At 69.5% G+C, this 13,859-nt stretch carries 14 protein-coding genes; 5 read left to right on the top strand and 9 right to left on the bottom strand.

Features of this window, described 5'->3' with window-relative positions; translation table 11 throughout:
* Positions 1–12: 12 nt before the first annotated feature.
* From pstA to C1N74_RS10675, 6 genes are all read right to left on the bottom strand, one after another.
* Entirely contained in the window at positions 13–1,110 is a 1,098-nt protein-coding gene (pstA, locus tag C1N74_RS10700) for a phosphate ABC transporter permease PstA (RefSeq protein ID WP_103842371.1), read from the bottom strand.
* 1 nt (position 1,111) lies between these two features.
* Positions 1,112–2,065, bottom strand: coding sequence for a phosphate ABC transporter permease subunit PstC (gene pstC, locus C1N74_RS10695; protein WP_023954902.1), 954 nt, complete (start codon positions 2,063–2,065; stop codon positions 1,112–1,114).
* A gap of 78 nt (positions 2,066–2,143) precedes the next feature.
* Positions 2,144–3,247: a phosphate ABC transporter substrate-binding protein PstS gene (gene pstS / locus C1N74_RS10690; RefSeq protein WP_023954901.1), complete on the bottom strand. Its 1,104-nt coding sequence runs from the start codon at positions 3,245–3,247 to the stop codon at positions 2,144–2,146.
* Positions 3,248–3,409: 162 nt separating this feature from the next.
* Positions 3,410–4,348, bottom strand: a complete 939-nt coding sequence (locus tag C1N74_RS10685) for an NUDIX domain-containing protein (RefSeq protein WP_023954899.1) — start codon at positions 4,346–4,348, stop codon at positions 3,410–3,412.
* The gene (locus C1N74_RS10680) at positions 4,345–6,513 is read right to left on the bottom strand and encodes an RNA degradosome polyphosphate kinase (protein WP_023954897.1); all 2,169 of its coding nucleotides are present in this window, start codon (positions 6,511–6,513) and stop codon (positions 4,345–4,347) included. Before C1N74_RS10680 ends, C1N74_RS10685 begins: the two co-directional genes overlap by 4 nt.
* Before the next feature lie 50 nt (positions 6,514–6,563).
* Entirely contained in the window at positions 6,564–7,262 is a 699-nt protein-coding gene (locus C1N74_RS10675) for a response regulator transcription factor (protein ID WP_023954895.1), read from the bottom strand.
* A 108-nt stretch (positions 7,263–7,370) separates the two neighbouring features.
* Here C1N74_RS10675 and C1N74_RS10670 point away from each other — a divergent pair, with 108 nt between their 5' ends.
* From C1N74_RS10670 to C1N74_RS10655, 4 genes are all read left to right on the top strand, one after another.
* On the top strand, positions 7,371–7,661 hold the full coding sequence (locus C1N74_RS10670; RefSeq protein WP_137750516.1) for a hypothetical protein: 291 nt from the start codon (positions 7,371–7,373) through the stop codon (positions 7,659–7,661).
* Positions 7,662–7,838: 177 nt separating this feature from the next.
* Complete coding sequence (locus tag C1N74_RS10665) at positions 7,839–8,444, top strand: FABP family protein (RefSeq protein ID WP_023954891.1); 606 nt, start codon at positions 7,839–7,841, stop codon at positions 8,442–8,444.
* A complete protein-coding gene (locus C1N74_RS10660; RefSeq protein WP_181405516.1) occupies positions 8,444–9,532 on the top strand; it encodes a folate-binding protein YgfZ in 1,089 nt (362 codons plus the stop codon). Before C1N74_RS10665 ends, C1N74_RS10660 begins: the two co-directional genes overlap by 1 nt.
* 1 nt (position 9,533) lies before the next feature.
* On the top strand, positions 9,534–10,652 hold the full coding sequence (locus tag C1N74_RS10655) for an FUSC family protein (protein ID WP_023954887.1): 1,119 nt from the start codon (positions 9,534–9,536) through the stop codon (positions 10,650–10,652).
* A gap of 36 nt (positions 10,653–10,688) precedes the next feature.
* On the opposite strand, the gene C1N74_RS10650 is transcribed toward C1N74_RS10655, so the two are convergent.
* Genes C1N74_RS10650 through C1N74_RS10640 form a run of 3 tightly spaced genes read right to left on the bottom strand, consistent with a single transcriptional unit; the run spans position 10,689 to position 12,477 of the window.
* On the bottom strand, positions 10,689–11,249 hold the full coding sequence (locus tag C1N74_RS10650) for a hypothetical protein (protein ID WP_137750514.1): 561 nt from the start codon (positions 11,247–11,249) through the stop codon (positions 10,689–10,691).
* Positions 11,246–11,887 (bottom strand): zinc ribbon domain-containing protein, encoded by a 642-nt coding sequence (locus tag C1N74_RS10645; protein ID WP_137750513.1) that lies wholly within the window; start codon positions 11,885–11,887, stop codon positions 11,246–11,248. Before C1N74_RS10645 ends, C1N74_RS10650 begins: the two co-directional genes overlap by 4 nt.
* Positions 11,884–12,477, bottom strand: coding sequence for a TetR/AcrR family transcriptional regulator (locus C1N74_RS10640; protein WP_172407792.1), 594 nt, complete (start codon positions 12,475–12,477; stop codon positions 11,884–11,886). Before C1N74_RS10640 ends, C1N74_RS10645 begins: the two co-directional genes overlap by 4 nt.
* A gap of 142 nt (positions 12,478–12,619) precedes the next feature.
* Between C1N74_RS10640 and C1N74_RS10635 the strand changes: the two genes are divergently transcribed.
* Complete coding sequence (locus tag C1N74_RS10635) at positions 12,620–13,831, top strand: alcohol dehydrogenase catalytic domain-containing protein (protein WP_137750511.1); 1,212 nt, start codon at positions 12,620–12,622, stop codon at positions 13,829–13,831.
* Positions 13,832–13,859 lie beyond the last annotated feature (28 nt).

Here is a 13,859-nt window from a genome sequence, read left to right as displayed (position 1 = left end):
CTTTCTTTCGGGTCAGCGGCCGGTCTTGGGTGCGAAGAACTTGGCGATCAGGCGCGCCACGAGGTTCAACAGCATCACGATGACGATGAGGGTCAGGGCCGATGCCCACGCGCGGCCGACGAAGGCCTCGGCGGGAATGCCCTGGTTCATGTACTGCGTGTAGGTGAAGACCGGCAGGGTCTGCATACGACCGTTGAAGAGGTCGTAGTTCATGGATGCCGTGAAGCCGGCGGTGATCAGCAGCGGTGCGGTCTCGCCGATGACGCGCGAGATCGACAGCATGACGCCGGTCGTGATGCCCGCGATCGCCGTCGGCAGCACGACCTTCGCGATCGTGAGCCACTTGGGCACACCGAGCGCGTACGAGGCTTCGCGCAGCTCGTTGGGGACGAGGCGCAGCATCTCTTCCGTCGAGCGGACGACGACCGGGATCATCAGCACCGCGAGGGCCACCGACCCCATGATGCCCAGGCGGATGCCGGGGCCGAGGAAGAGTGCGAACAGGGCGTAGGCGAACAGGCCGGCCACGATCGAGGGGATGCCGGTCATGACGTCGACGAGGAACGTGATGCCCTGGGCCAGACGTTTCCCCTGGCCGTACTCGATGAGGTAGATCGCGGTGAAGATGCCGATCGGGATCGAGATCACGGCTGCGGCGAGCGTGATGAGGACGGTGCCCATGATGGCGTGGAGCGCGCCGCCGCCTTCGCCGACGACGTTGCGCATCGACGAGCTGAAGAACTCGCCGCTCCAGCTGGGAGCGCCGAGCGTGATGACCGTGAACGCCACGGAGACGAGCGGCACCATCGCGATGAGGAACGCCACCGTGACGACGCCCGTCACCAGTCGGTCGACCGACTTGCGGCGGCCCTCGACGGCGGCCGAGACCGCGGTGATGAGCACGAGGTAGGCCACCGCCGACAGGATCAGCCAGCCGGGGATGTTGAGCGCATCGCCGGATGCCGCGGCGATGACGCCGAAGAAGATGCCGACGACCACCAGCGAGGCGCCGAGGATCGCCCAAGGCCCCCACTTGGGCAGGTGCCCCGTGGTGAGGCTCGTCGATGCGCTGCGCGCTGACGTGCTCGGGGGAGTGAGAGTCGCGGTCATGTCAGTTGGCCCCCGAGAATTCCTTGCGGCGGCTCACGATGTAGCGCGCGACCGCGTTCACCGCGAAGGTGACGACGAAGAGGATGAGGCCCGTGGCGATGAGGACGTTGACGTTCGTCCCGTAGGCCTCGGGGAAGGTGAGTGCGATGTTCGCCGCGATCGTCGAGGGGTTCCCCGACGTGAAGAGCGCGAAGGTGACGCCGCCCGACACGGAGAGCACCATGGCGACGGCCATGGTCTCGCCCAGCGCCCGGCCCAGGCCGAGCATGGCGGCCGAGACGATGCCGCTGCGGGCGAAGGGGAAGACGGCCATCCGGATCATCTCCCAGCGCGTCGACCCGAGGGCCAGCGCGGCCTCCTCGTGCAGGGTCGGCGTCTGCAGGAAGATCTCGCGGCAGATCGCGGTGATGATCGGGGTGACCATGACGGCGAGGACGACGGATGCCGTGAAGATCGTGCGGCCCGTGCTGGAGACGGGCCCGTTGAAGAGCGGGAACCACCCGACGTTGTCGACGAACCAGCTGTAGACCGGCTGCACGGCCGGTGCCAGGACGCCGATGCCCCACAGGCCGAAGACCACGGAGGGGACCGCCGCGAGCAGGTCGACGACGTAGCCGAGGGCCTGAGCGAGCTTGCGCGGCGCGTAGTGCGAGATGAAGAGGGCGACGCCGAGCGACAGCGGCACGGCCATGAGCAGCGCCAACGCGGCGGCCCAGACGGTGCCGAAGACGAGCGGACCGACGTACGACCAGAAGTTGTCGGGCAGGATCGAGGCGTCTTCGTTGGTGGCGACGAAAGCGGGGAGCGACTGGATGACCAGGAAGATCGCGACCGCGGCGAGGGTCACGAGGATCATCGAGCCGGCGAAGAGCGCGGTGCCGGAGAACCAGCGGTCACCCGCTCGGGTCTTGGCCTTCGGGGCTCCGGTGCGGGTGACCTCGGGTGTGGTGGTCATGGCTTCGATTCTGTGCGACGGACGGGAACCGCGCGAGGTGCCCGGCCCGGCGAAACCGGACCGGGCACCCGGAGCGTCTTACTTGATGGCCTCGATGGCCTCGGTGACCTGCGTGCGCAGGGTCTCCGAGATGGGGGCGGAGCCGGCAGCGGATGCCGCGGCGTCCTGGCCCTCGGCGCTCGCGGCGTAGCTGAAGAAGCCCTTGACCATCTCGGCGGTCGCGGCGTCCTTGTACTCCGCGCAGCCGATGAGGTAGCTCACGAGGACGATCGGGTAGACGCCGGCCTCGGTGCTGGTGCGGTCGAGCTTGATCGCGATGTCGGTGGCGGCGCGACCCTCTTCCTCGGGCGACGCGTCGACGATCGCGGCAGCGGCCTCGGGCGAGTACTCGACGAACTCGTCGCCGACCTGGATCGCGACGGTGCCGAGGTTGCCGGCGCGCGACGCGTCGGCGTAGCCGATGGTGCCCTGGCCGCCCTCGACAGCCGAGATGACGCCGGACGTGCCCTGAGCGGCCTCGCCGCCGAGGGCCGGCCACTCCTCGACCGAGCCGGCGGTCCAGACATCGGGCGCGGTCTTGGCGAGGTAGTCGGTGAAGTTGCCGGTGGTGCCCGACTTGTCGGAGCGGTGGACGGGCGTGATCGCCGTCGCGGGCAGCTCGACGCCCGAGTTGAGGGCGGCGATGGCCGGGTCGTTCCACGTCGTGATCTGGCCGGCGAAGATCTTCGCGAGCGTCGTCGCGTCGAGGTTCAGCGAGTCGACGCCGTCGATGTTGAAGACGACGGCGATCGGCGAGATGTAGGTAGGCAGCTCGACGAGGTCGGAGTCGGCCGCGCATGCCTCGAACGGGCCGGCAGTGATCTCGTCGGTCTTGAACGCGCGGTCCGAGCCGGCGAACTGCACGGCGCCGGCCTGGAACGACTCGCGTCCCGTGCCCGAACCGGAGGGGTCGTAGTCGATCGTGAGACCGGGGTTGGCGGTCTGCAGGCCCTGCGTCCAGGCCTGGACGGCGACCTCCTGCGACGAGGCGCCGCCACCGACGAGGTTGCCCTCGAGGGAGGGGGCCGAGGAGTCGCTCGAGCCGGCGCCGGGCGCAGCGGTTTCGTTTGCAGCGCAGCCGGCGAGGGCAAGAGAGGCCACGGCGGCCACGGCGCCCAGCTGGGCGAGTCGGGAGAGCTTCACTGTGTGAATCCTTCGCATGTTGGTGACGAGAACCCGGTGCAGGTTCGTCCCGAACGGTAGACACCGTCCCTTACGAGAGTGCGCTGTGGGGGTGAACAGAAGGTGAACGGCGCTCTCGAGCCGCGGAAAGACGGGCCTCGCGGCGTGGTGGCGCGAGCGAGATCACACCTTCGGCATGTGGGTTTCGATCGCGACGATCCCCGAGCCCGGGTTCTCACGCGGCAGGTGCACGACCGAGAACGCGCCGGTCTCGAGCGCCGAAGCGCTGCCGAGGTACGAGCCGCGCAGCGTTCCGGTGGCGAGCGCCATCTCGTTCAACAGGTCGGGGAGGACCGGGCCGTGGCTGCAGAGCACGACCGGCTTGCGGGCGCGCACCCGGTCGCCGACCACCGACCTGACGTCGGCCAGTCCGTTCTCCCACGCGTCCTGCGACAGGTGCGGACTCTTGTCGATCCGCTTGCTGATCGCCGCCGCCAGCGGTGTCACGGTGCGCACGCAGCGCCGCGCGTCGGACGAGATGATCCGACGGACGCCGAACGCGACGAGCGGGCCCACGATCGCGTGCGCCTGCTTCTTCCCGCGTGCCGACAGCGGCCGTGCGGCATCCTCGCCGTCCCAGTCCTCGCGGGCCACGGCCTTGGCGTGGCGCAGGGCGATGAGCGGGAACGTGTCGATGGCGCGTTCGTCGACGAGTCGCACGAACTCGTCGAGGATCTCGACGTCGACGGGATAGCTCAGCGCTTTGCGCGCCTTCTTCAGCCCCATCCATTCCAGTGCCGCGATCTCTTTGTTCGGCACGAACGTCGACATCCTGATCGCCAGGTCGGTCGCCTCGGCCGCCCAGTAGTGGACGATCTTCTGCTTCTTGCTCGGCAGGTGATACTTCGACACTCCGACGGGCGGACCGAGTCGGACCGAGATGCCCGTCTCCTCGCGGATCTCGCGCACGGCGGTCTCGGCGAGCATCTCACCCGGGTCGACCTTGCCCTTGGGCAGCGTGAGGTCGCGGTACTTGGTGCGGTGGATGATCAGCACCTTCACTTTGCCGTCGACCCACCGCCAGACCACACCACCGGCCGCGTACACCGCGGTGTCGGTCATCGCACCGCCCGCGCCCGGCGGCGTCGCTGCACCTGCGCCATCGTGCGGTCCTGGAGGTCGACCAGCGGCTTGCCGTCGTCGTCGAACGCGTGACGCGTCCACACACCGCCGTCACCCAGGTGCCACGAGCTGGTCGAGTCGCTCATCGCGAGGTCGAACAGCGTCGTCAGCTCCTTGACGTGGGCGGGCGCGACGACGCGCACGAGCGCCTCGACGCGGCGGTCGAGGTTGCGGTGCATCATGTCGGCGCTGCCGATGTAGGCGATCGTGTCGCCGTTGTTGTGGAAGGTGAAGATGCGCGAGTGCTCGAGGTACCGCCCGAGGATCGAGCGGACGGTGATGTTGTCGGTCACTCCCGCCAGGTCGGTGCGCAGCGAGCAGATGCCGCGGACCCATACGTCGACGCGAACGCCGGCCTGGCTCGCCCGGTAGAGGGCGTCGATGATCTGCTCGTCGACCATCGAGTTGACCTTGATACGGATGTGGGCGGGCTTGCCGTCGAGCGCGTTGCGGCGTTCGGCGTCGATGTGACGCAGCAGGCCCTTGCGCAGGTGGAGGGGAGCCACCAGCAGCCGCTTGAACTTCTTCTCGATTGCGTAGCCGCTGAGCTCGTTGAACAGTCGCGTCAGGTCGCGGCCGACCTGTTCGTCGCTCGTGAACAGGCCGAAGTCCTCGTAGAGGCGGCTCGTCTTGGGGTTGTAGTTGCCGGTGCCGATATGGCTGTAGCTGCGGAGCGCGCCGTCCTCTTCGCGGATGACGTGCAGCAGCTTGCAGTGCGTCTTCAGCCCGACCAGGCCGTAGACGACGTGCACGCCGGCCTTCTCGAGCTTGCGCGCCCAGACGATGTTCGCCGCTTCGTCGAAGCGGGCCTTCACCTCGACGAGGGCGAGCACCTGCTTGCCCCGTTCGGCCGCGTCGATGAGCGCCTGCACGATGGGGCTGTCGCCCGACGTGCGGTAGAGCGTCTGCTTGATGGCGAGCACGTGGGGATCGCGCGCAGCCTGCTCGAGGAACGCGACGACGCTCGTGGTGAACGACTCGTAGGGATGGTGCACGAGCACGTCGCCGGCGCGGATCGCGCCGAAGAAGTCGGTGCGCCCGTTCTGCTCGGCGGGCTGGAAGGCGGTCGCCGTGGTCGGGACGTGCGGCTTGTACCGCAGCTCGGGGCGGTCGATGCGGGCGAGATCGAAGAGTCCGCGCAGGTCGAGCAGGCCGGGCAGGCGGTAGACCTCCTGATCGGTGATGTCGAGCTCGCCGAGCAGCAGGTCGAGCGTGACGTCGTCCATGTCCTCGGTCACCTCGAGCCGGATCGGCGGACCGAAGCGGCGCCGGAGCAGCTCGGCCTCGAGGGCCTGGATCAGGTTCTCGGTCTCGTCCTCCTCGATCACCACATCCTCGTTGCGCGTGAGCCGGAAGGTGTGGTGCTCGAGGATCTCCATGCCGGGGAAGAGGTCTTCGAGGTTGTTGGCGATCAGGTCCTCGAGCGGCAGGTAGCGCTTGACCGAGGTGCCGGTGTCGAGCTCGACGAACCGGGGGAGCATCGGCGGAACCTTCAGGCGCGCGAACTCCTGCCGGCCGGTCTTGGCATTGCGGATGCGGATCGCCAGGTTCAGTGACAGGCCCGAGATGTAGGGGAAGGGGTGCGCCGGATCGACGGCGAGGGGCATGAGGACGGGGAACACCTGCGCCTGGAAGTAGTCGTACAGACGTCCGCGCTCGGACTCGTCGAGGTCGTCCCAGCCGACGATCTCGATGCCCGCCTCGGCCAGAGCGGGCTGGACCATATCGCCCCAGGCGCTCGAGTGGCGCAGCTGCAGTGCGTGCGCCTCGGCGGAGATGTCGGAGAGCACCTCCTGCGGTGCGCGTCCGACGTTGGTGGGCACGGCGAGGCCGGTGACGATGCGACGCTTGAGGCCGGCGACGCGCACCATGAAGAACTCGTCGAGGTTGCTGGCGAAGATCGCGAGGAAGTTGGCCCGTTCGAGCACCGGCAGGGTCGGGTCCTCGGCGAGCTCGAGCACGCGCTGATTGAAGGCGAGCCAGCTGATCTCACGGTCGGTGTAGCGGTGGTCGGGCAGCTGCGCGTCGACGTCTTCGACGGCGGGGTCGAAGTCGTCGTCGTCGGCGTCGCCCAGACCGGAGTCCAGAGCCTCGGTGTCGATCATCCCCTCATCATGGCAGTCCTGCGTGTCCTGCCGGTGAACGAGACGGAGAGTCAGCTCTGCGCGGATTCGCCACCGGCGGGAACCGGCTCGTCCTCGTAGACGTTGAAGCGGTAGCCGACGTTGCGCACCGTGCCGATCAGCTGTTCGAGATCGCCGAGCTTGGCCCGCAGCCGTCGCACGTGGACGTCGACCGTACGCGTGCCGCCGAAGTAGTCGTAGCCCCACACCTCGCTCAGCAGCTGCTCGCGCGTGAACACCCGCGACGGATGCGTCGCGAAGAAGTGGAGCAGCTGGAACTCCTTGTACGTGAGGTCGAGCGGGCGCCCGTGGACCTTCGCCGAGTACGACGACTCGTCGATCGTGATGCCGGAGGTCTGGATGCGGCTCGATACGGCCTCTTTGCTCACGCGTCCGATCGCGAGACGGATGCGGGCGTCGATCTCGGCGGGTCCGGCCGCGGCGAGGATGACGTCGTCGATGCCCCAGTCGGTGGAGACTGCGGTGAGGCCGCCCTCGGTGACGATGAGCACGAGCGGTGCGTCGATGCCCGTGCTGCCCAGGATCTTGCACAGCGACTTCGCGCCGACGAGGTCATGGCGCGCGTCGATGAAGACGACGTCGGCGCTGGGCGCGTTGACGAGCTGGGCGGGTTCGGCGGGGATCTGACGGACCCGATGGCTGAGCAGCTCGAGCGCCGGGAGCGCGAGACCACCGCCGTGCGTGGAACTCAGGACGAGAAGCTGTGCCAACGGGGATTCCTCCGGGAGCGGCCGGGACGTGCACTCATCTTAGGCGTTCGCCGGATGCCGCCCGTGCGCAGCGTCGCGTCGGACGACACCGTGGGCCACAATGGGACGATGACCACGCCCGATCTCGCACCGCCGCGCACCGTCACCGGAGTCGTCGCCGTCTGGATCGCTGCCGCCGTCGCGGCCGTCCTGGTGGGCATCCTCGCCCCGGTCGACCAGCGGGCGGTATGGATGCCGATCGCCCTCGGCGGCTGCCTCATCCTCGCGTTCGTCGTCCAGCTGGCGTCGGGCCGGGTGCGTGGGTTCATCGAGCGCGTCGCGGTGAGCGTGCTGGGCGCGCTTTTCGTCATGGGGTTCATCGGCATCGGGTTCGGGCTCTCATCGCTCGTCGGAGCCTGACCGCCGGCGTTGCCGCTCGTCACAGGCGCGTACGGCCCCTGCGGGCATAGAGTAGGGGCATGGATCTCCTCGCGCTCGAAATCTTCTACGTGGGCCTGCTCGGACTGGCGTCGCTCGCCATCGTCTTCGTTTCGGGCGTCGTCGTGAAGAACCTCTACCGCGGCCAGCGCTGACATCGTGCTCGAGCTGCCCACCGATCTGCCGGCGGACCTCGTTCCGCTGTCATGGCTGCTCGGAGTCTGGGAAGGCTCGGGCGTCATCGACTACGAGACGGCCGATGGTCATCTCACCGGCGAGTTCGTGCACCAGGTGAGCTTCAGCCATGACGGCGGCGACTACCTCAACTACTCCGCCACCGCCTGGCTGATCGACGACAGCGGCACGCGCATTCGGCCGCTCGTGGCCGAGACCGGTTACTGGCGCGTCGCACGACCCGCCGGAGCCGAAGACGCCGGACCGGGACTGCTGCCGGCATCCGCTCCCGCGCGCGAGCGCACCGTCGACGACGTCGAGGCGCTCCGCAATGCCGAGGGCGGTTTCGACCTCGAGGTCGCGCTCGTGCACTCGGACGGCGTGAGCGAGCTGTATCTCGGACAGGTCCGCGGTCCCCGCATCGACCTCGCCACCGATGCCGTCGTCCGCACCGCGGGTGCGAAGGAGTACACGGCCGCCACGCGCATGTACGGCCTCGTCGACGGGCACCTGCTGTGGGCCTGGGACATCGCCGCGCTCGGCGGCGAGCTCGCCTCCCACGCCTCGGCCCGCCTGGCCAAGGCCGAATGATGTCGGGCGACGGCGCGACCTTCGCCGGCGTCGACGGGGCGGTGTGCGACGACCTCGGCCTCGTGCACATCGGCAACCCGATGCGCGAGCAGCAGCTGCTCGACAGCGGCGCCGCCGTCGCACCGCTCGGCGACCGTTCGGTCGTCACCGTGACCGGTCCCGACCGGCTCAGCTGGCTCGACTCGCTCACCTCGCAGGCACTGACGCGGCTGCTCCCCGGAGAGAGCACCGAACTGCTCGTGCTCGATCCGCAGGGCCACGTGGAGCATGCGGCATCCGTCGTCGATGACGGCGAGACGACCTGGCTCATCACCGACGCCGGGCGGCTCGAGGCGCTTGTGACCTGGCTCACGCGCATGCGGTTCCGGTTGCGGGTCGAGGTCGCCGATCGCTCCGGCGACACCGCGGTCGTCGGCGGAACGGCATCCGCAGTCGCCGGCCTCGCGTCGTCCGCAGTGTGGCGCGACCCGTGGCCCGAGGTCTCTATCGGCGGGTGGGGGTACGCGACCGGCGAGGGGCATCCCGGTGCCGGACGCGACTGGGCCGAGGCGATCGTCGACCGCGAGGAGCTCCGCCGGCTCGCCGACGAGGCCGTCGCGGGACGTCGCCGCATCGCCGGACGGTGGGCCGCGGATGCCTTGCGCATCGCCGCGTGGCGTCCGCGTGCGGACTCCGAGGCCGACGGCATGACGCTGCCGCACGAGGTCGACTGGCTCCGCACCGCCGTGCACCTGTCGAAGGGCTGCTACCGCGGACAGGAGACGGTGGCGAAGGTGCACAACCTCGGTCACCCGCCCCGGCGGCTGGTGGCTCTGCAGCTCGACGGCAGCGACGCAGTGCTCCCCGAACCCGGTGCGATCGTGCGCCGCGAGGGCGAGGAGGTGGGGCGCGTCACCTCGGTCGCGCGCCACTTCGAGCAGGGGCCGATCGCCCTCGCCCTCGTCAAACGATCGGTGCCGATCGATGTCGACCTCATCGTCGACGCCGGTGATGACACTGTCGCCGCGGTGCAGGAGGTCGTCGTCCCGCCCGACGCCGGCCGCACCGCCGCGCCGCCGCGGCTGCCCCGCCTGAGCCGTCGCACCTGACGTGACACCCGAGCGTGCCGACGAGCCGCCCGCCGTCACTGCGCCCATCGCGACCGGCTGGCGGGCTCGCGTGCGCCCGCGCCGGGGCTTCGAGCGCGCGCGCGACTCGACTCCCGCGATCGTTCAGATCGTCGTGGCGGCATCCGCGGCCTACGCATTCGCGCACCTCGTGCTCGGGCATCCGTCGCCCCTGCTCGCGGCGACCGTGACCATCTCGAGTCTCGGGCTCGTCCGCGATGCTCGTCCGCGCCGTGTGCTCGAGACCGTGATCGGGATGCTGGTGGGTGTGCTCGTCTCCGAGCTCATCGTGCTCGCCGTCGGGTCAGGGACGTGGCAGCTGGCCCTGGCTCTTGCCGCGACGCTGCTCACCGCTCGGGTGCTCTCGGCGCAGCCGAGCTTCGCGATCTCGGCGGCGATCCAATCGGTGATCGTGATCGCGATCCCCGGAAGCATGCCGTTCCTCCGCCTCGTCGACGGGTCGGTGGGAGCGGTCGCCGCGCTGCTCGCGACGGCCCTGTTGCCGCGCCGGCCACTGCGAGAGGTCTCGCGGGCGGGCCGCGCCCTCTTCGCCGCTTTCGACGGCGCTGCGGCGACGGTGATCCAGGCGCTGCGCCGCGGCGACAGGGTGCGAGCCGACCGCGGCCTCGAGAAGGCGCGGGCGCTGCAGCCGCTCGTCGACGACTGGACGACCTCGCTGGACTCCGGGCTCGCCGTCGCCCGCATCTCGCCGTTCCTCCGGCGCCAGCGCGAGGAGCTGCAACGCCAGGACCGCATGCGGGCGTCGCTCGACCTTGCCACGCGCAACCTCCGGGTCATCGCCCGCCGTGTCGTGTACGCCCTCGAAGACCGCGAGCCACGCCCGATCGCCGCCGACCTCCTCGCCCAGATCGCTCGTGCGGCCGACCTGTTGGGTCAGTCGATCGACGACATCGCACTGGAACCGGCAGCCCGCGAGTCTTTGCTCGCCGTCGCGACCCGCCTCGATCCGACCCGCCTGGCGCCCGGCTCCTCGCTCGGAGATCAGAACGTCATCACCGCGCTGCGTCCCCTCGTGGTCGATCTGCTCACGGCGGCGGGGATGCCGCAGGCCGAAGCCCGGGCGACGATGCCGCGCATCTGAGCGCCGCGCTCCGCGTCGACTCGGTGGGAGCCGGGATCACTCGCCGAGAATGGTGCCGAAACAGGTCTCGATCGTCCAGGCGATGAACGCCTGGTAGTCGGTGTTGGTAGCGACACTCTCGAGGGCCTGCGACTGCAGCAACGCGTCGTCGAGCGCGATGTCGACGACCGCGGTGTCTGCCGGATACTGCTCGAGGATGCCGATCAGCTCCGCGGTCGAATCGGCGAAGACCGTCGCCCCGGCCGTGACCTCAGGACTGACCTCGGTCATCGGTAGCAGCGCGGCGATCGCGTCGGCCTGCCGGTGCGCCGCCGCGAGGTCCTGTCCGACCGTGCCCGCTTTCGCCGCCGCGGCCTCGCGGTTCGCGTCGCACAGTTCGGTGTAGTCCGCCGTGCCGCCCGTGGCGGCGCCGGATGGCGGAGTCGACGGGGTCGTGGCGGCCGGCGACGGTGTGGCCGTGGCCGAGGGCGAATCGGAGGGGGCGGGGGATGCGGCGGCGTCCTGACCTGCGCTGCATCCGGTGAGAACCGTGCCGACGGCGCACAGGACCAGAGCGGTGCGCGCGTGTGCTCCGCGCCGCGTCGGGCGCAGGCTCATGCGACGAGCCCCGTGCCGCACTCGGCGCAGAACCGCGAGGTCGACGGGTTCTCGTGCGCGCATCCCGGGCAACGACGCACCGGGTTCAAAGACGCGCCGCACTCCCCGCAGAACTTGCCGCCCGACGACTGGGCGCCGCACGATGAGCAACGCGGCCGGGCCTGCTGGCCGACGGCGACCCCCGCGATCAGATCCGTCGTCTCGAGGCGCTCCTGGAGCTGCCGGCGGCGTGCCTCGGCCTGCAGCTGAGCGAGTTCCTCCGTCGGGATCGGCGAGCACCGGGCGCACTGTCCGACACCGTCGTTCCAGCAGACATCGCCGCACACCCAGTCGCTGCATCCGCGGCACTGGTGGAACAGAGGACCGATCTCAGCGGTCGCGGCCCGCAGGGCATCGTCCTTCGCGGGGGAGTTGGTCCCGCGGTCGAGGAGGCGATCGGCGGCCGAGGTGAACTCGGCCAGAGCGCCGCCGAACAGGTTGCCCAGCCCGCGCGCGAGCTTCTGGCCTGCGGCTCGGGGATCGCGGCGGAACGCGGAGCGGTAGCCGTTGCCGCATCGCTCGCAGCGGAACTCGAACTGGAAGCCTTCGGTGTTGGACAGGTCCGTGAAGTTGTCGGTGAACGGAACGTGGGCGGTCATCTTTCCTGCTCCTCGGGATGGGCATCGGGATCGTCGGAGTGAACGTCTGGCGGTGGCGCAGGGCCGAGGACGACGGCGACCAGCGGGGCGAAGTCGTATCCGTCGGCGTAGCGCGGGGCCTCCATGAGCAGCAGGTTGTTGATGAGCATGCCGCGGCCCATGAACATCCACATCTCGGTGTGATCGAGGCCCGCCGCAGCGAGCGTTCGGTAGACCTCGTCGAACAGGCGGCGGGCTTCGACCCCGATCGCCGGCTCGCCGACGGAGGCCGAGAAGGCGTGAGCGTGCACCAGGACCGCCGCCGTCTCGCGGATGACGAGGTCGCGGTAGGCCTTTCCGAGCCGCTCGGGCGTGAGCTGGCCGGGTTCGATGCTGCGGAACGCCCGCAGCATGAGCTCGCCGGCGAAGGCGTGCGTGCGGATGAAGAGCTCGAGCTTCGAACCGAATGTGCGGATGACGTAGGGCTGCGAGACGCCCATCTGTTCAGCGACCTGCGCGGTCGTCGTCCCGAAGTAGCCATGGGCGGCGAAGGCGCGCATCGATGCGGCGAGTAGCTGCTCGTTGCGCGCGGGCAGACGTCGCTGCGCCATGCCGCCCCCTCTTCCGGTTATCGAACGATAACACTCTGGCGGAGAACCATGGTCTATGACAGCTCGGGATGTCACGCAACCGCCTCGTGCGGCATCCCTCCCGTTCTCTAGCGTGAGCATTCCCCTGGAGTGAGGAGCGAGCATGAAGGCAGTGGTCTGGCACGGCATCGGCGACATCAGGCTCGACGAGGTCGACGAGCCTCGGATCGAGGACGGGCACGATGCGATCGTCCGTATCACCCGCAGTGCGATCTGCGGCACGGACCTCCACTTCATTCGCGGCACGATGTCGGGAATGAGGGACGGCACCATCCTCGGACACGAGGCCGTCGGCGTCGTGACCGAGGTCGGCGAACACGTTCGCGGCTTCCAGCCCGGCGACCGCGTCGTGATCAACTCGACGATGTCGTGCGGCGCGTGCCGCTATTGCCGCGACGGGCACACGGCCCAATGCGACGTCGCCAACCCGAACGGGCCGCACGCCGGCACCTCGTTCTTCGGCGGCCCTGAGGCGACGGGACCTGTCGACGGCCTGCAGGCCGAGTATGCCCGCATCCCCTGGGCTCAGAACACGATGACGAAGCTGCCTGACGCGGTCTCGGACGATCAGGCGATCCTGCTCTCGGACATCTTCCCGACGGCGTGGTTCGGCGCGCAGCTCGCGGGGGTCTCCCGCGGTGACGTCGTCGTCGTGCTCGGAGCGGGGATCGTCGGGCAGTTCTCGGTCGTCTCGGCCTTCAAGCAGGGCGCGGGACGCGTCATCGTCGTCGACGGCGTCGCGGATCGCCTCGAGCTGGCGCGCACCCTTGGAGCCGAAGTGGTCGACTTCAACGACGACGACCCCGTGGCCGCTGTCATGGAGCTGACGAACGACATCGGCGCCGACTGCGTCATCGACGCCGTGGGGGTGGACGCCGAGCGTCCGGCTCGCGGTCCGGCAGCTCCGGATGACGACGCCGCGGCGGGATTCGATGAGGAGGTCGCGCAGGTCGCGCCCGACATCGCGCCTCAGGGTGATCTCTGGCGACCGGGCGATGCGCCGTCGCAGGCGTCTCGGTGGGCGGTCGAGATGGTCGCGAAGTACGGGCGCATCGGGATCATCGGGGTGTACTCGCCGCTGGCCGAGGTCTATCCGATCGGGCAGGCCATGAACAAGAACCTCACCGTCCGGATGGGCAACTGCGACCACCACAGCGTCACGCCTCCGCTCATCGACATGGTCGCCGCCGGAGTCTTTGACCCCACGGCCCTCATCACCGCCCACGAGACGCTCGCCGGGGTCATCGACGCGTACGAGGCCTTCGACCGCCGCGAGCCCGGCTGGATCAAGGTCGCCCTCGACATCGGCGGCTGATCCGGCCGGGCGTCACCGCAGCTGCGGC

Source organism: Microbacterium sp. SGAir0570, from assembly GCF_005491085.2.
Lineage (GTDB): Bacteria > Actinomycetota > Actinomycetes > Actinomycetales > Microbacteriaceae > Microbacterium > Microbacterium arborescens.
The sequence above is the reverse complement of the archived record's forward strand: the minus strand, read 5'-3'. Positions and strand labels throughout refer to the sequence as shown.